At 66.4% G+C, this 16,871-nt stretch carries 16 protein-coding genes; 1 reads left to right on the top strand and 15 read right to left on the bottom strand.

Going from position 1 to position 16,871, the window contains the following annotated elements; all coding sequences use genetic code 11:
- The first annotated feature begins 77 nt into the window (after nucleotides 1–77).
- Nucleotides 78–1,187 (top strand): helix-turn-helix domain-containing protein, encoded by a 1,110-nt coding sequence (locus tag WNB94_RS06085; RefSeq protein ID WP_341389080.1) that lies wholly within the window; start codon nucleotides 78–80, stop codon nucleotides 1,185–1,187.
- Here the strand turns inward: WNB94_RS06085 and WNB94_RS06080 are convergent.
- The 15 genes from WNB94_RS06080 to WNB94_RS06010 form a co-directional block, all read right to left on the bottom strand.
- Nucleotides 1,105–2,103 carry an endonuclease/exonuclease/phosphatase family protein gene (locus tag WNB94_RS06080; protein WP_341389079.1) on the bottom strand — a complete coding sequence of 333 codons (999 nt, stop codon included), beginning with the start codon at nucleotides 2,101–2,103 and terminating at the stop codon, nucleotides 1,105–1,107. The genes WNB94_RS06085 and WNB94_RS06080 overlap by 83 nt on opposite strands.
- Before the next feature lie 24 nt (nucleotides 2,104–2,127).
- Entirely contained in the window at nucleotides 2,128–3,036 is a 909-nt protein-coding gene (locus WNB94_RS06075) for a carbohydrate kinase family protein (RefSeq protein ID WP_341389077.1), read from the bottom strand.
- A 15-nt stretch (nucleotides 3,037–3,051) separates the two neighbouring features.
- Complete coding sequence (locus tag WNB94_RS06070; RefSeq protein WP_341389075.1) at nucleotides 3,052–4,650, bottom strand: zinc-ribbon and DUF3426 domain-containing protein; 1,599 nt, start codon at nucleotides 4,648–4,650, stop codon at nucleotides 3,052–3,054.
- 7 nt (nucleotides 4,651–4,657) lie between these two features.
- Nucleotides 4,658–5,614 carry a 50S ribosomal protein L11 methyltransferase gene (prmA, locus tag WNB94_RS06065; protein ID WP_341389960.1) on the bottom strand — a complete coding sequence of 319 codons (957 nt, stop codon included), beginning with the start codon at nucleotides 5,612–5,614 and terminating at the stop codon, nucleotides 4,658–4,660.
- A gap of 33 nt (nucleotides 5,615–5,647) precedes the next feature.
- The gene (gene accC / locus WNB94_RS06060; protein WP_341389074.1) at nucleotides 5,648–7,000 is read right to left on the bottom strand and encodes an acetyl-CoA carboxylase biotin carboxylase subunit; all 1,353 of its coding nucleotides are present in this window, start codon (nucleotides 6,998–7,000) and stop codon (nucleotides 5,648–5,650) included.
- A gap of 12 nt (nucleotides 7,001–7,012) precedes the next feature.
- Nucleotides 7,013–7,483: an acetyl-CoA carboxylase biotin carboxyl carrier protein gene (gene accB, locus WNB94_RS06055; RefSeq protein ID WP_341389073.1), complete on the bottom strand. Its 471-nt coding sequence runs from the start codon at nucleotides 7,481–7,483 to the stop codon at nucleotides 7,013–7,015.
- A gap of 81 nt (nucleotides 7,484–7,564) precedes the next feature.
- Nucleotides 7,565–8,023 (bottom strand): type II 3-dehydroquinate dehydratase, encoded by a 459-nt coding sequence (aroQ, locus tag WNB94_RS06050; RefSeq protein ID WP_341389072.1) that lies wholly within the window; start codon nucleotides 8,021–8,023, stop codon nucleotides 7,565–7,567.
- Between the two features lie 111 nt (nucleotides 8,024–8,134).
- Nucleotides 8,135–8,758, bottom strand: coding sequence for a TlpA family protein disulfide reductase (locus WNB94_RS06045; protein ID WP_341389071.1), 624 nt, complete (start codon nucleotides 8,756–8,758; stop codon nucleotides 8,135–8,137).
- On the bottom strand, nucleotides 8,755–9,348 hold the full coding sequence (locus WNB94_RS06040; protein ID WP_341389070.1) for a hypothetical protein: 594 nt from the start codon (nucleotides 9,346–9,348) through the stop codon (nucleotides 8,755–8,757). The genes WNB94_RS06045 and WNB94_RS06040 overlap by 4 nt, the downstream gene beginning before the upstream one ends.
- Nucleotides 9,349–9,400: 52 nt before the next feature.
- Nucleotides 9,401–10,009: an HD domain-containing protein gene (locus tag WNB94_RS06035; protein ID WP_341389069.1), complete on the bottom strand. Its 609-nt coding sequence runs from the start codon at nucleotides 10,007–10,009 to the stop codon at nucleotides 9,401–9,403.
- A gap of 101 nt (nucleotides 10,010–10,110) precedes the next feature.
- Nucleotides 10,111–10,374, bottom strand: a complete 264-nt coding sequence (locus WNB94_RS06030) for a hypothetical protein (RefSeq protein WP_341389067.1) — start codon at nucleotides 10,372–10,374, stop codon at nucleotides 10,111–10,113.
- Nucleotides 10,375–10,404: 30 nt separating this feature from the next.
- Complete coding sequence (locus WNB94_RS06025) at nucleotides 10,405–10,848, bottom strand: hypothetical protein (protein WP_341389066.1); 444 nt, start codon at nucleotides 10,846–10,848, stop codon at nucleotides 10,405–10,407.
- Nucleotides 10,845–11,546: a hypothetical protein gene (locus WNB94_RS06020; RefSeq protein WP_341389064.1), complete on the bottom strand. Its 702-nt coding sequence runs from the start codon at nucleotides 11,544–11,546 to the stop codon at nucleotides 10,845–10,847. The genes WNB94_RS06025 and WNB94_RS06020 overlap by 4 nt, the downstream gene beginning before the upstream one ends.
- Entirely contained in the window at nucleotides 11,546–14,464 is a 2,919-nt protein-coding gene (locus WNB94_RS06015; RefSeq protein ID WP_341389063.1) for a type VI secretion system Vgr family protein, read from the bottom strand. The genes WNB94_RS06020 and WNB94_RS06015 overlap by 1 nt, the downstream gene beginning before the upstream one ends.
- A gap of 96 nt (nucleotides 14,465–14,560) precedes the next feature.
- On the bottom strand, nucleotides 14,561–16,807 hold the full coding sequence (locus WNB94_RS06010; protein ID WP_341389062.1) for a molybdopterin-dependent oxidoreductase: 2,247 nt from the start codon (nucleotides 16,805–16,807) through the stop codon (nucleotides 14,561–14,563).
- Nucleotides 16,808–16,871: the final 64 nt, after the last annotated feature.

Below are 16,871 nucleotides of genomic sequence, written 5' to 3'. Positions count from 1 at the left end.
TTCGCGCATCGTTGTTCGATTCCTGGGGGAGGCGCCGTTACACTGCGTAACACGTGGTCCGTGAGAAGAAGTGATTCATGGCGGTGATGAAAGTGGCCCCCGTGGCGTTCCAGGTGGTTCTGGATGCCGCCGATTTGCAGCACTGGCCGGTGCCTGCATGGGCGCGTCAGCGCCTGGCCGAGGCCCGAGCGGCGGGCTCGTCCGAAGCCGAGGCCCAGTGGCTCGATGCCACCGAACTGGAGCGTCTCTATCTGGCACTGATGCAGGGCTCAGGGCGCCCTGATCTGGGTCTGCTCCTGGGGGCCTCGCCGGCGGTGGTGCGCTATGGCGTCTTGCCATCGTTGATCATGAATGCGCCAGATTTGCGGCGCATCATCGAGGTCATCACCCGCTACGCGGTGCTGACCCAGGAGCGATCTGAGCTGCAGTTCGAGCCGTCCTTGCCGTGCTCGGCCGTGTACATCGACCCCTTGGGGCGCACCGCCGAAGGCCTGCGCTGCCGGCTGGAGTTCATCCTGGTGGGCCTGACCATGATCTGGCGCCTGGCCGGCGGAGGGCGCTCCGGGATTGTGCGCACCTGCTTTCCCTATCCGCGACCAGATCACGTCGGGGCTTATGCCGAGGCCTTTGATGGCGAGTTGGTCTTTGACGCGCCTCGTGCCGCCTTGGTGTTCGACACGCAGATGCTGGAGCGTGGCCTGCCTGGCGCAGATCCTGTCTTGTTTGAGGCCGTGCGCTTGCGTGCCGACATGACGATGGCCGAGCTCAGGGCGCGCCAAAGCTGCGTGCAAACCTTGATCCAGACCCTGGAGGCCTGCCTGCATGAGCGGCCTCGCATGGCCGACATTGCCGCGCGCATGCAATTGCATGAACGCACCTTGCGGCGCCAATTGCATGAGCACGGTGTCACTTACAACGAGGTGCTTGCGCGCGTTCAGCTGGCGCGTGCGCAGTCTTTGTTGTGTCAGGGCGAGATGAGCATTCAGGCGGTGGCGCAGGCCACGGGGTACCTCAACGTCAGTGCATTCCATCGGGCTTTTTTGCGCAGCACGGGCCGCACCCCTGGGCAATGGCGAGGCGGCCCTGACGCCCCTGTGCGGCCTGTCAGTGCCGCAGTGCCCACACCACCGGGCAGTGGTCCGACAAGACGCGTCCCGGCGGCTGATCGTCAAAAGTGGCCCGCGTGAAGCGCCGCTGCCCGTACCGCTGGGCCAGGCGCTGATCGATCAGGATGTCATCGATGTAGTGGCGGTGTCGCTCGCCGGGATGGCAGGGCACGTAGGATTGGCCATCGGTGGCGCGCCAGAGTATCGCTCCACGTGGCTCGTTGTCGCTCCACGCCTGCATGGCATTGAGTGGGGCGTTTTCATCCGGCCCGGCCGGGAACCGGGCATCGGTGGCCAGGTGGCGATTGAAATCGCCCAGCACGGCAAAGGCGACGCCTTCGCGCACGCGATCATCGATCCATGATTCCACCACCGGCACCTGTTTGCGCAGGGCGGCACAGGGGCCGAGGGTGCGGTCGAGCCGGCCTGTGAAGCACCCGCTCTTGAGGTGCACGTTCAGCACGCGCACCGCCTGTGCGGTGCCCGGCCACAAGGTGAGGTCAGCCCCCGCGCGTGCGTGGCCGTCGATGTCCAGCGCACCGAGGTCGCCATTGCAGCGGTAAGGCACCCCATCGCGGATGGCAAATCCCACCTTCTGTGGGTGGGCGCGGTCCACGAAGCAGTCCAGCCGCCACCCCTGGCGAAACACCTGCGCGGCAGCCTCGGGGCCATCGGTTTCCTGCAAGGCCACCACGTCGACCTGGTGCTCGTTGTGCAGGGCCTGGGCCGTGATTGACAGTGCATCCAGGTCGGCCTGGCTGCGTCGGGGGGGAGGTGGACGGCCCGGGGTGCAGGGCAGGGCCCGCTCGTCGCTGCCGGGTTGCCGGGCGGTGCAGCGCGACGCCAGCCGGTGGTGTTCGGCGGGCGTCATCAGCCATTCGAGGTTCCAGGTGGCCAGGCCAAGTTGCCCGGTCGATGGCGCCTGTTCGGCGCGGGTGCAGGCGGCGCTCAGAGCGCTCAGGGCAAGCAGGGCCGCCACGGCGCAGCGCCCAGGCATCTTCAACACACCTTCACCACGCCCTCACAACACCAGCACCGAGCCGTCCAGCGTGTAGTTTTGTGGCCCCGCCACGGCGATCTTCAGGGCGCCCATGCGGTTGCCCAGTTGCACGGCCTTGACCAGGTCCCAGCCTTTCGACAGGCCGTACAGCAGTCCGCCGCGGAAAGCGTCACCACAGCCGGTGGGGTCGACCACGGCCGCCGCCTGCACCCCGGGCACGTGTGTTTTTTCGCCCTGGATGTACACATGACAGCCGTCGGCCCCCAGGGTCTCGATCAGGCCCTTGAGGTGGGGGGCCTTGGAAATCTCGACGAGGCTTTGCCCTGTGCGGTCGGCCAGCATCTTGCCCTCGTAGTCGTTCACCGCCACCCAGGTGGCTTGCGACACGAAGCGGCTCAGCTCGGTACCATCGAACATGGGCAGACCCTGACCCGGATCGAAGACGAAGGGGATGCCGGCGGCTTGCAGTTGCTCGGCATGCTGGATCATGGCGTCGCGGCCATCCGGGGCCACGATCGCCATGTCGATGTCGGGGTCGGCTTCGATGGTCAGGCGGTGGGCCTGCCCCATGGCGCCCGGGTGAAAGGCCGTGATCTGGTTGTTGTCCTGGTCGGTGATGATGATGGCTTGCGCGGTGTAGTCGTCGTCCACCGTCAGCACATGCCGTTGACTGATGCCCAGGTGTTCGAGGTGGGTGCGGTACAACGCGCCGTCCTTGCCCAGCGCGGCCATGATCAGGGGCTCGCCACCGAGCTGCTTGAGGCTGTAGGCGATGTTGCCCGCGCACCCGCCAAACTCCTTGCGCATGGACGGCACCAGGAACGACACGTTGAGTATGTGCACTTGCTCGGGCAGGATCTGTTGCGCAAAGCGGCCCGGGAAGGTGGTGATGGTGTCGAAGGCGAGCGAGCCGCAGATCAAGACAGACATGGGTGCACTTTCAGATCAGGGGTGATCGGGTGGGTAGAACAGCTCGGCGGTGTAGCCAGCCGGGGTGAGGTCGTCCAGTTGCAGCGACCAGCTCAGGGTGCCCAGGGCAGCGGGGCCCACGGCCGCCGGGGGGCGCACGCCAGTGGTGGCGCGCACAGGGGCTTCGGCCAGCCAGTCGGCATCGTTCACCCGCAGGGTGCGGCGTGCCATCACCACGCCATTGGCGTCATTGAGCACCAGGTCGACGGCTGGCCAGGCCAGCTCGGTGCGTGCCAGGTTGCGCACCACCAGGGTCAGGCGGTATCGATCGGGACCTTCTGATTCGGCCCGCACCAATGCTGCGTGGTCCACCTGCAGCTGGTCCAGGCCTTTCAACAGCCGAAGCTCGCAGCCCGCCAGGCTGCACCATTGGGTCAGCCAGGGTTTGCTGGCCGGCAGGTGGGCGGCCAGCCAGTCGCGTTGCTGGTGGGCGACCTGAGCGGCCAGCGTGAGCGACAGGGCCAGGCACAGGCCGGTCAGCACGCCGCGCACACCGGGATTGCGCCACAGGGCTTGTCGTTCGGCCTGCCGGATGAACTCGGGGGTGTCGGCCTGCGGTCGCCGGCTTTTCTGGCGGGCCTGACGCTGGTGCCGCGCGAGCAACTCAGCCTCGGTCAGCGCCGGGGCGATGGCGGTGGTGGGGCGCTGGTCTTCGGCGTGCGGTGGCCGCTCGTCGTCGTCAGCAAACCGCGACGGTACCGTGCTGATGAGGTCGTCAGCGGCGGGGGCGTCGGCCGGCATGGGCGGCGGTGCTGGCGGTGTCTCCGATGGGGGCAGGGCCTTGCTGGGCGTCGACGCGGCCACGGGCTCAGGCTCAGGCTCAGGTGCGGACTCAGGCGGGGCGCTGGGCAAGGTGGCCAGTGCAGCCAGTGCACGCTCGGCCACGCTCAGACCGGATGGCGTGGTCTCGTCAGTGTGAGGGGGGAGGGCGGCGGGCGCCGATGGCCCGGGCTCAGACGCTGGGGCCGCGTGGCCTCGCGCCAGCGAGGGGGGGGCCGTGCTGGGCAGTGGCGGCACGTCCAGCGACCAGTCGTCTTCGGCGTCCAGCCAGGCGTCCATGGGGAACTCGGCGTCGGCAAACTCGGGGCCCTGTGTGCGGCGCACCGGGGCCTTGCGGCTGCGACTGCTGGACGGCAACAGATAGCGCGACTCCAGGGCGTCGGCCTCGTAGGTCATGGGCACGCTGTCCGGGCCGGGGGCGGCGACGTCGTCCGTGTGCTGCACGAACACGCCGCCGGGCTGCACCGCCGCTGGCACGTCCCTCAGGGACACCGAGGTGTCGAGGTCAAAGTCGTCCTTGGGGGTCGCCCGGGGGGCGCCCAGGTTCAGCGGGGCGTCCGCCAGCAGGTCTGCCTTGGTGGGCTGTCGGGCCACGGCGCCAAAGGCGGGCGGCGTCGGTGAGGGGGTGGATGGCCGGGGGGGCGGTGCCTCCGACGCCAGGTCGAACAAGGCCGGCAGGGCGTTGAACACCTCGTTGCAGCGGCCACAGCGCACCCAGCCTTCAGAGACCTTCAATTGGTCTTGCACGACCTTGAAGATCGTGCCGCAGTGGGTGCATCGGGTGGCCAGGCTCATAGGCCTGTCATGCTGCCACAGTCGCGGGCTCGTTGACCGCCTTGCGCGCCGTCATGAGGATCCAGCCTTCTTCCTCGTTGGCCACCTGCAACTGCAGGCCGGCCTCGGCGTAGGCGGCCTTCAGCTCGTCTTCCTGGCGGGCCAGGATGCCAGCCAGCACCAGGTGGCCACCGGGGGCCACGTGCCCGGCCAGCAGGGGGGCGAGCATCTTCAGGGGCGTGGCCAGGATGTTGGCCAGCACCACCGGATATGCGCCTTGCGCCTGGCCCACCAGCTCGGGCAGGCCCACGGCCAGGGGCAGCTCGCCCTGGTCATTTTTCAGGTGCGACACGTTGGCGTCGGCATTGGCCAGGGTGGCGTCCACGGCGGCCGGGTCGATGTCCACCGCATCGGCGTGGCGGGCGCCGTGCAGCAGTGCGCCAATGGCCAGGATGCCCGAGCCACAGCCGTAATCCAGCACCGGCTTGCCTCCATAGGACGGGACATTCTGTGCCAGCCACTTCAGGCACATGCGGGTCGTGGGGTGGGTGCCGGTGCCAAAGGCCAGACCCGGGTCCAGGCGCATGGCCACGGTGGCCCCCGCTGGCACCTCGTGCCAGGTGGGCACGATCCAGAACTCATTGGTGATGGGCACGGGTTGGAACTGCGACTGTGTCAGTCGCACCCAGTCCTGCTCGTCCACCGGCTGGATGCCCTGCACGTGGATGTCGGCCGCCCAGTCCTGCGCCAGGATGAGGGTCACGGCCTCCAGGGCCTCGGCCTCGTCCGGGAACAGGCTCTTGATGGTTGAGCGCTGCCAGGCTTCGCGGGGCACGGGCATGCCCGGCTCGCCCCACAGGGCTTCTTCGTGCTCGGTGTCGGCGTCAGCGTCTTCCACCGAAACCGACAGGGCTTCGACCTCCATCAGCGCGTCGCTGAGGATCTCGACGTCGGCCTCGGAGGCCAGCAGGGTGAGTTCGTACAAAGGCATGTCAAGTGGACGGAGGGGCCCGTGGTCTCAGCGCTGTTTGCGCGCGGCCATCCACGCTTCCAGGTAGTGGATGTCGGTGCCGCCTTCCACAAAGCCGGCGTCCACCATCAGCTCGCGGTGCAGCGGGATGTTGGTCTGGATGCCTTCGACCACGGTCTCGGACAGGGCCGTGCGCATGCGCGCCAGGGCCTGCTCGCGCGTGTCGCCGTGCACGATGACCTTGCCGATCATCGAGTCGTAGTTGGGGGGCACGAAGTAGTTGGTGTAGACGTGCGAATCCACACGCACACCAGGCCCGCCCGGCGCATGCCAGGTGGTGATGCGGCCCGGCGAGGGGATGAACTTCACCGGGTCTTCAGCGTTGATGCGCACCTCGATGGCGTGGCCGCGCATCTCGATCTGGCGCTGCGTGAAGGGCAGTTTCTCGCCCGCCGCCACACGGATCTGCATCTGCACGATGTCGATGCCCGTGGTCATCTCGGTGACGGGGTGCTCCACCTGCACGCGGGTGTTCATCTCGATGAAATAGAACTCGCCGTTTTCGTACAGGAACTCGAAGGTGCCCGCGCCGCGGTAGCCGATCTTCTTGCACGCGGCGGCGCAGCGGTCGCCCACCTTCTCGATCAGGCGGCGGGGGATGCCGGGGGCCGGTGCTTCTTCGATGATCTTCTGGTGGCGACGCTGCATGGAGCAATCGCGCTCGCCCAGCCACACGGCGTTTTTGTGCGTGTCGGCCAGGATCTGGATCTCCACGTGGCGTGGGTGCTCCAGAAACTTCTCCATGTAGACCTCGGGGTTGCCAAAGGCGGCACCGGCTTCGGCCTTGGTGGTCTGCACGGCGTGGATCAGCGCAGCCTCGGTGTGCACCACCCGCATGCCGCGACCACCGCCACCGCCGGCGGCCTTGATGATCACGGGGTAGCCCACGGCGCGCGCGGTGCGGATGATCTCTTTGGGGTCATCGGGCAGGGCGCCTTCCGAGCCGGGCACGCAGGGCACACCCGACTTGATCATGGCCTGCTTGGCTGAGACCTTGTCGCCCATGATGCGGATGGATTCGGGCGTGGGGCCGATGAAGGTGAAGCCCGATTGCTCGACGCGCTCGGCGAAGTCGGCATTCTCGGACAGGAAGCCGTATCCGGGGTGGATGGCCTCGGCATCGGTGACCTCGGCCGCCGAGATGATGGCCGGCATGTGCAGATAGCTCTGGGCCGACGGCGCCGGGCCGATGCACACGGCCTCGTCGGCCAGCTTGACGTACTTGGCGTCGCGGTCGGCCTCGGAGTAGACGACCACCGACTGGATGCCCATCTCGCGACAGGCGCGCTGGATGCGCAGGGCGATCTCTCCACGGTTGGCGATCAGGATCTTCTTGAACATGGAAGACCCCGCTTACTCAACGATGAACAGGGGCTGGCCGTATTCCACAGGCTGGCCGTTCTCGACCAGGATCTTGGTGATGGTGCCATCGATGTCCGACTCGATCTCGTTCATGATCTTCATCGCTTCGATGATGCACACCGGTTGGCCGGCCTTCACCTGGTCGCCGACTTCGGCAAAGGCCTTGGCGCCCGGGCTGGAGGCGCGGTAGAAGGTGCCCACCATGGGCGACTTGACCACATGGCCGGTTTCAGCCGGTGCTTCGGCAGGTGCCGCGACGGCGCCAGCGGGCGCACCCGGGGCAGCGGCGGCCACGCCAGCAGCAGCGACAGGGGCGGCTGCGGCCATGGGCTGCGCATACACCACCGGCTGGGCGCCGGCCTTGACGATGCGCACCTTGCCATCGGCCTCGGTGATCTCCAGTTCGGAGACGTTGGATTCGGACACGAGGTCGATCAGGGTCTTGAGTTTGCGCAGGTCCATGATGAGGTTACTCCAGCGATGCAGGCGAGCGGGTGGCTCGTGGGGTGAGGTCGGCGTGGGGGCGGTTTGGTTGAAACCGCGTCAGCCGGCCACGTTCGGGGGCGGCGCCCCCAGGCGTTCAATGGCCGCTTCCAGTGCCAGGCGATAGCCATGGGCACCCAATCCCACGATCACGCCTTCGGCAAGATCAGAGAAGTAGGAGTGGTGTCGGAAGGGCTCGCGACGGTGCACGTTTGACAGGTGCACCTCGATGAAGGGAATGGCCACGCCCGCCAGGGCGTCGCGCAGGGCCACGCTGGTGTGCGTGTAGGCCCCCGGGTTGATGAGGATGAACTGGGTGCCGTCGGTGCGTGCGGCGTGCACGCGGTCGATCAGCGCCCCTTCGTGGTTGCTCTGAAAGGCCGACAGCGTGGCCCCCCGTTGGGCGGCTGCAGCGACCAGACCGGCGTTGATCTGATCCAGGGTGGCGGCCCCATAGACCTGGGGTTCTCGGGTGCCGAGCAGGTTCAGGTTGGGGCCGTGGAGGACAAGGATCTGCATGGGTTCCGGGCCCTGATGTTGATTGCCAGGAAGGTGAGCGAACTCATCGACAGGCAAAAAACAGGCCAAGAAGTTGTAAGTAAAGTGATTTTAGCCGTTTTTGGCTGCAAATCAAAGCTTTTTGGTGTCGGGCGCCTCCACGCCGTCCACCCAGGCCATCAATTCGTCATGGTGGGTCTCGCCCATCTTGCGTTGGCGGATGCGGCCTTGGGCATCCACCAGCACCGTGAAAGGCAAACCGCCGGCGGTGTTGCCCAGGGCCTTGGCAAGTTCGGTGCCGCCAAAGCCTGCCAATCCGGTGGCGAATCCTACCCTGACTTTGCCCAGAAATTCGCGCACCGGTGTCGGCCCATCCACCGCCAGCCCCACCACCCGCCAGCCACGCGGCAGCAAGGCGGCGTGCACGCGGTCCAGTTCGGGCATCTCGCGCACGCAGGGCGGGCACCAGGTGGCCCAGAAGTTCAGGATGAACCCCTGGCCTTGCAGCCCCTTCCAGTCCAGGGGCTTGCCGTCAGGTTGATCGAAGCTCAGATCCCAGAAACCCTCGGGCAGGGGATCGCCGGGCAGGTCAGAGGGCTCGCCTTTGGCAGGCAGGGGGCCTGCGCCACCCTGGGCGCGCCATGCCAGCCAGCCACCGGCGGCGGCCGCACCGGCGCCCGCCAGAACCAGCCATGCCCGACGCCCCCGGCTGGGCGACACCGACTCTTCGGCCGGGGTGGGGTGGTCGGTGCTCATGCGGCGTCCTCGTTCAGCAATCGTTGCAGGGCGGCCAGATCACCCCGTTCGCTGCGCCCACGGGCGTCTGGTTTCAGCGCGCCACGCAGGTCGTCGGCGTCCAGGATGCTCAGGTGCAGCCCCACGGGCTCACCCAAGGCTGGGCAGGGGATGGTCAGGCTCAATCGGTCCACCATGCTGCCGCGCGGACCGGGGGCGCTGCCCACGTCGTAGTCAATGCCCTTGTTGAGCAGCAGGATTTCCGCCGATTTGCTGTCATCGCAGTACAGCTGCAAGTGGATGTCATTGAGCCGCGTGGCCGTGCCCCGCCACACCGCACCCGTGAGGTGTGGCCGAAACTCGGCCAGCCGCTCCATCCACACCACCGCAGCCTCGCGCAGCGCCCGCAGCTCACCCGGCTGGGTGTCGGCGCAGAACAGCGAGAGGTACTCGCGCACGGCGTCTTCCAGCAAGTCGTTGTCGGGCAGCTCTGCGCGCGTGCTCAGGCCCAATTGCTTGATCGCCCGGCGTTTGGCCGGGCCGTACTCCAGGCCTTCCTCGACCACCAGGCGGGCGGCGGTGTGGGCGATTTCTTCACGGGCGGTGCTCATGGGGGCGATTGTGCCTGGGGTGATCACTCTGCTTGGCTCAGGGGCCAGCCGCTCAGGAATCTGCAGCCGGTTGATTCACCAAGTGGTTCAGTTCACGTTGCAGGTTGAGTCGCGCAGGGGTCTCCCACAAGGCGCGCAGGGCCGGCGTGAAGTACAGCGTGGGCCGGTTCAAAAAATCTTGCAGCACCGCCGCGCGGCGAGCCCGGTACATCTCCGGCGGCACCCAGGCGTACTCGTGGGCAATCTGCTCGGTGTAGCGCTGGTACACCTCGGGCTCAGCCGCCAATATCGACAAGTCCAGATCCAGGAACAAGGCGGTGTCGGGGTCGCCATCGGTCCATGTGTGCCCGGCCGTGGCGCGCACCTTGGCTGCCACCGAGCGCACCAGGGCCTCACTGCATCCCCAGGCACTCAGGGTGTCGTGCGCCAGGAGGGCGCTGCGCTCTTCGTTGTCCCCGCGCAGGGGGTCATAGATGGCATCGTGAAACCAGATGGCCAGTGCGATGGCCAGCGGATCTTGCGTGCGGTGTTGGTGGGTGTGCAGATGCCCCAGCAAGGCCTCGACATGCGCGGTGTTGTGATACGCGCGATGCGGCTCGCTGTAGCGGGGGCGCAGCAGGGTGTCGGCGGTGGCGAGCCAGGAGGCGGAGGATGGTGTCATGGAGGACATCATCTCAAATGCCGGGGGCGTTCCCTGAATGTAGGGGCGGTGCGCCCCACTAGGTGAATGGGGCCGTTCAGCATCGGGGCCCTCAGGGATCCTCACGGCGCGCTCAGAAGCTCTTTGATCTCGCGTCGGTCTGCGTCACTGAACTGAGCCGCGGCGATGATGGCCTTGACATCCTCGGTGTTCAGCTTCATGACCTTCAGCAAGTCGATCAGATCGTCCTTGTAGATGGGTTGCAGCGTTGCCGGGGTGATCGCACCAGGGATTGTGATCCGATCCCATTTGCCGAGCCAACCGATTTGATAGTCCGGGCCGATGACGACAGGGCGGTCGATGTCGCCATCAATGAAGTCCATCATTACCTCGCTGCCTCTCTTCTGAGCAAAAGCTTACCTTGAAAACTCCTCAAGCAGGTTGCGGATTTCGTCTTTTGACAAGGTGCCAGATGCGAGTATTTCCCTGAGTTCGTCCTTTGTGATTGGATAGTCTTCAGTCAATTTCTTCAATTGTTCCTTGCCGACGGGGAAGGCGACCAAAGGATCTAGCCAAAACTTGTCGGTTGGTGGCGCAACATCTAGAGAGGTGCCTTCCACGTTGACATAGATCTTGTATCTCACGAACCCCTCTGGGAAGGCTTGATCGTAGTACAAGGTTGTGCCGGCTGGGAGTAGGTAATGGTGTTTTGATGCGGCGCCGCCTGAAAGCATGAGTGGCGCCTTAAGTTTGTGCATCATTGGTGGATTTTCGTTGCTCATCATTGCCCTAGAAAAATATCCTGCCGATGCCGCAATGGTTGCGACTGCGATCATTCCAAAGAAGCTTGAAGCCTTCATTTTACAGCGCCGTAGACATCCACCCTAGTCGGCTTGACTGCTGGCTTGGTGGATAAAAATTTCTCTAAGTTTGCTGGCAGGAATAGCCTGCTTGGGGTTCCTCCTCCGATGGTTTTCATCGCCAGCAATTCTGTCATTGAGAGAACGGCAGCGGGGTCAATGAATGCCGCGCCCCCATTTTCAAAATTTGGCATCCCCGCCTTGACTCCATCCAAGCTCAATGTCGTACAGTTGTAGGAGAGTGCGTGGTAATTTCTTGGGAGCTGGTAAATTTTTAGCGCACTGCGACCCCGCTCTAATTCAGTCCTTGGTTTGCTGCTTCTAATCAGGTCGCGAAAATGTGTGTTTACAGCTTGCGATTGTTCTTCAAACGCAGAGAAAACGAAACCAGTTGTTTTTCGTTTTAAGCTGTTTTCTCCTGAAATATAGTCTGTGAAGTTAAGCCATACGCGCAAAATACCCTCTCCTTCTGCGCCAAAATCGCCTGTAACTCTGCCGTAGCGGCCGAAATCATAGGTTGTGTCAGTCCCAGGTGTTTTAACACGAACTGCCACATGCCCATACCTGTGTTCTTCTCGGCCCGCTGTGTAGGGGCCGCCGATAAGTATATGAATTTCTGAGTTCGGCTTCAGTCTGCTAACAGGTGCCGTGCCGCCGGGCTCCTGAGTCTCAGTTCTAAAAATCTTTGATGGAGGCATCACGCGCCTCCTTTGCTGTTTGCTGTGACTCCCCAGTGGAATTCAATACTCTGTGGGTTGATCGTTGGCACCAGCATTGTCAGCCCATTTTCATCGGTCGTTCCGTAATGAACATCTCCTTCTGGAGTCGTTGCTTTGTAAGGCACTCCCGCCATCGGCTCACCAGTAAGGTCGTTTACCAGCTTCGCCTGACGGTTGAAGAGCTTTACCCTGGAGTCTGGCAGGGCCGTCAAACTCGCCGCCCCATTCCCTGGCCCGGCCCAGTTGTGCGCACTGGCCTTGGCGATGAAGTTGCCCGGACACGTGAACGTGATGTTGCCGCCCTTGAGCTCGATCTGGCTTTGGCCTGCGGTCAGGGTGATGCTCTTGCTGGCCTGGATGCGGATCTCGCTGGTGGTGCTTTGCACGGTCAGGTCTTGTTCGGACCAGATCTGCTGGGCATCGGTGTGGGCGCGCAGGCTGAGGGCGGCGTTGGCGGTGATGGCCTTGATGCCGCCTGAGTGGGTGTAGAGGCTGGTGGTTTGACCGCTGACGGCGCTCAGGGTGTGGGCGGCGGTGAGGTGGGCGTCGCTTTGCGCGGTCAGACTGGTGCTTTGGCCGCTGAACAGGCTGATCTGGTCAGGCGTGACGAAGCTGGCGGCCACCGGGGTGTCGAGGTGGATGAGCGGCTGCGCGAAGCGTTCGACCGGGTCCTGGCCCTCCCGGCTGCCGGGCTGGGCCTTGGTGGCGGGCTGGCCGTTGACGGCGCCGTCGAACTTGCCCTGCGCCTGTGGGCTCATGGCCTCGGCATGGCGCTGCAGGGCCTGTTGTGCATCATGGCTGGGCAGGCCCTGGGCGCCTTGCTGGCGAGCGCTTTGGCTGAGGGCCTCGCCCAGTTGCTGCGCGCCCTTGAGCTGGGCCACGGCCTCGGCCGCATCCATCTGGGTGCTGGCCACGCTGGCGCCTTGGACCGGGCGGGTGCTGGTGCTGAGCAGCAGGCCGCCTGCGGCGCGCACGATGGCCCAGCCATCGGTGGCGCCATAGAACCCGCTGCCCAGCCAGGTGCCGCGCTGCGCGTGACCCGCGCCGCCTTGGGCGCTGTGCTGGATGAGGTGGCCCAGGCTGAGCTCGCTGTGGCCGGTCTGGCTGCCGTGGCTGGCCAGGCGCATGCGCAGCTGGCCGGTGGCGTCGTCGATCAGCCACTGGTTGGCGCCGCTGCCGTCCAGGTGGCTGCTGTGCCAGCCTGAGATCGTGCCGCCGTGGTTGGCGCCAGTGTCCACCCCGGCGGGCCAGGGTAGCTCGTGTTGGCCGTGGTGCAGCTGGCCGATGACGACGGGGCGGTCGATGTCGCCATCGATGAAGTCCACCATCACCTCGCTGCCGGCGCGGGGCGTGAAGACGGTGCCCCAGTTGGGCCCGGCCAGGTGCTGGGCCACGCGCACCCAGGTGCCGCTGCGTTCGTCATGGCTGGCGTGGGTGGCGGCTTCGCCTTGCGGGCCCGCAGGCGCGCTCAGGCCCGCACTCAAGGGTGCCGCTCCACGCTGCCACGCAAATTGGATGCGGATACGCCCATCGCGGTCGGTGTGCAGGGGCTCGCCCGCTGCCGCCACCACGGTGGCGATCTGGGGGCCGGGTGCGGTGGGGGCCACGATGGCCTGCAGGCTGTTCGGTGGCACCAGGCGGGTGCTGGCGGGCACGGCCGTGAACCGGTTGCGGTAGCTGCCTTGCCCCAGATCCGGCTGCGACAGCAGTTCAGCGGCCTGCGCCCCCAGGTTGTTGGCCGCCTCGTGGCTGATGTGGATGACGGTGAACTGGCGGGCCTCCAGGGGTTGGCCTTCGTACAGGTGGTGACCGGTGATGGCAAAACGCTGTGCAGGTGCCATCGGGCGCACGCCTCCTTGGGCCTGCACCTGGCGATGGCCCAACTCGTGGGCGGCCAGCACGGTGTCGGCCCGGCGCTCGGCCTGGGCGGGGCTGCCGGGCTGGGCGTCGGCCACGCGGCCGTCGGCATGGCGCCGCTCGCCATGGCCCAGGTAGGTTTCCAGCACCGGGGCGCTGCCATGGGGCAGGGTGCTGTGGCGTTGGCTGGCCAGGCCTTGCAGTTGGCGCTCGTCCCACGCCCCCAGGGTGACGGCATTGGGCACCAGGCGCTGGCCCACGCTCCAGGCGGTCAGGGTGTCTTGCACCCACCCGTCGTTTTGCCGCATGTCGGGGCGGCTGTAGCGCAGTTCGCCCAGGTCACCCAGGTCGGCCACACTGGCGTGCTGGTCAAAGATCAGCAGGGTGTGGTGGGCGGCGCGTGCGCCGGCGAAGGTCTGGTCGGTGTGCTCGTCGGCCTCGTGCAGCACACACCAACTCCAGCCCTCCTGCGCCATGAGGCGTTGGGCAAATGCCCAGTCTGACTCGGCGTACTGCGTGCACAGGGCGCGCAGGGGGCCGTCATGGGCCACGTCAAACCGAAACCGCGCCTGGGGCCAGGCCTTGAACACCTCGGTGAGGATGTCGCGGGCCGTCCGGTCCTGAAACACGCGGGTGTCTCGGCGGTGTTGCAGCCAGTGGGTCCAGGCCGCCAGCGTCAGGCGGTAGCGGGCCAGGCCGCCGTCGCTGGCCAGTTGGGCGGTGTGCATGGCGTAGCCGTGCCAGTGGCGCCATTGGCCGTCGGCCAGCATGAGGCGCACGGTGAGTTGCTCGCCCGTCAGGTGTTTGAGTGCCAGGTGGGCGTTGGTGCTCAGGCAGTCCAGTTCGGCCCACAGAGGCTCGGGCGCGTGCACGCCTTCGTGGATGCGGCAGCGCTCCAGCACCAGGGTGCCTTCAGGCAGGGGTGTGTGCAGTTGCAGCAGGCGGGTGTGCTGCCCAAGGTGCAGGGTCGAGGCAAGGCGAGACAACAGGTCTGCGCCCCATGAGCGGCTGGCGCCCAGGGCGTGTGGCGTGGACGGCAAGGCCCCTCCGCTGGTTTATGGATATGGGGCCGTATCCTAGAAGCGCCAGACGGGGCCCGCAGACCCACCAACAGGGGGAAGTTGCAACGAGGTGTGTCAGGCGGCCTGCACCCACACCGGCACGGCACTGAAGGCGGCATTGCCACTGAGCCGCTCGGTCAGGCGGTCGTCCGTCAGGTCGTTGATGCTGGCGCCGGCGTGGGCCTGGGCCACCTGCAGCGCGATGCCAGGGCGGTCATGCCCCCAGCCGTGCGGCAGGCTGACCACGCCGGGGCGGATGTCGGGTGTCACGTGCAGGGGCACGCGCACCTGGCCCACGCGCGAGGCCACGGTCACCGTCTGCCCATCGCTGAGCGACTGGCGCTCGGCATCGTGCGGGTTCATCCACAGCACGCAACGCGGTTTGCCCGACACCAGGCGTTCGCTGTTGTGCATCCACGAGTTGTTGGTGCGCACATCGCGCCGGCCGATCAGCTTGAGGGCAGTGCGGCCATCGGGCGCGGTGGTGTCGGCAAGGGCGGCACCCGCCGGGAAGGCCTGCGCCAGGTGGGGCAATTCGTGCTGGATCAGCGCGGGCATCAGGCCAATGGTCTTGCGCCGCGCCTGCAGGCTGGCCACCAGCGAGGGCTTCAGCGGCCCCAGGTCCAGGCCTTCGGGGTGCTGGCGCAGTCGCTTGAGGCTGACGCCCTGCTGCTTGGCCGTGGGGCTGCGGCGCAGGCCGATGTCCAGCACGCGGTGCGGGGGCAGGCGGCGCATCAGGCTGCGCACCAGCATGCCTTGCAGGCGTTGCTTGATCGTGCCTTTCTCCAGGGCCCAGATGCGGCGGGCATAGCGCTGGGCCAGCTCGCTGTAGATCTCCCAATCGTGCAGGGTGCCGGGGGCGCGTTCCACGATGGGCTCGCTGTAGCGGCTCACGTTGTGCACGGCCAGGTGCAAAAAGATCAGGTCATAGTGGTCGTGCTCCACGAAGCAGGTGGGCGGCAAGATGACGTGGGCGTGGCGCGTGGTTTCGTTCAGGTAGAAGTCGATGGACACCATGAAGTCCAGCCCGGCCAGGGCCTCGTCCAGCTGGCGGCCATTGGGGGTGGACAGCACGGGGTTGCCGGCGGCCGTCACCAGGGCGCGGATCTGCCCCTTGCCGGGTGTGAGCATCTCTTCAGCCATCACCGACACGGGCAGCTCGCCGCTGAACTCGGGCGCACCACGCACCCGGCTGCGCCAGGCGCCCAGGTGGCCGGGGCCCATCAGCTTCATCTGGATGAGGTTGAGCGCCGGGCTGGTCAGCAGGGCGCCGCCTTCGCGGTCGATCTGGCCGGTGAGCAGGTTCAGCACCTGGATGGCCCACTGGCACACCACCCCATGGGCCTGGGTGGACACGCCCATGCGGCCATAGACCACGCCGCCCTCGGCCTGGGCCAGCTCGCGCGCCAGACGGCGCGTGGTGGTCGCATCGATGCCCGTGTGGGTGGCGGTGGATTCGGGGGTGAAGTGGGCCACGGCCTCGCGCACGGCGTCGATCTGCGTCAGCACGGGCTGCAGGGCGCCGGGGCGCACCAGGTCTTCATCGAACAGGGTGTGGATCAGGGACAGCAGCCAGGCCGCGTCGGTGCCGGGGTCGATGGCCAGGTGCTCGTCGGCGATGGCGGCGGTTTCAGTGCGGCGGGGGTCCACCACCACCAGCCTGCCGCCGCGGGCCTTGAGCGCCTTGAAGCGCGCACGCACATCGGGCACCGTCATCAGGCTGCCGTTGGAGGCCAAAGGGTTGGCGCCCAGGACCAGCATGAAGCGTGTGCGGTCGATGTCGGGGATGGGGATGGCCAGCTGGTGGCCATAGAGTGCCTGGGCCACCACATGGTGGGGCAGTTGGTCCACCGAGGTGGCCGAAAAGCGCGCGCGGGTTTTGAGCTGGCTGAGGAACAGGTGGCCGTGTGTGATGTTGCCCCAGTTGTGCACATTGGGGTTGCCCTGGTACACGCCCACGGCGTGGCTGCCGTGCTGCTCGCGCACGCGGGCCAGGCCCTCCACCACCAGATCGAAGGCTTGTTCCCAGTCGATGGGCTCCCACCGTGTGTGGCCGTCCACCGTGATGCGGCGCATGGGCTGGCGCAGGCGGTCGGGGTCTTCGTGCAGATCCTTCAGGGCCACGGCCTTGGGGCAGATGTGCCCGCGCGAGAGCGGGTCGGCCTCGTTGCCCTTGATGCTGATGATGCGCGCCGACGGCCCCGTGCCCTGCACCTGGAAGGTCAGGCCGCAGATGGCCTCGCAGAGGTTGCACACGCCGTGTCTGGTGACAGTGTGCACGTCTGCGCTGGCGTTGGCAGCGGGGCTTGTAGGATGAGACATCAGGCAGCTCCAGCAGGTGGGAGTCCGCATCCTGCCAGAAGCTGCCCGCGTCTGCACTGGGTTG

This window comes from Aquabacterium sp. A3 (assembly GCF_038069945.1).
Classification (GTDB): domain Bacteria; phylum Pseudomonadota; class Gammaproteobacteria; order Burkholderiales; family Burkholderiaceae_C; genus Aquabacterium.
The sequence above is the reverse complement of the archived record's forward strand: the minus strand, read 5'-3'. Positions and strand labels throughout refer to the sequence as shown.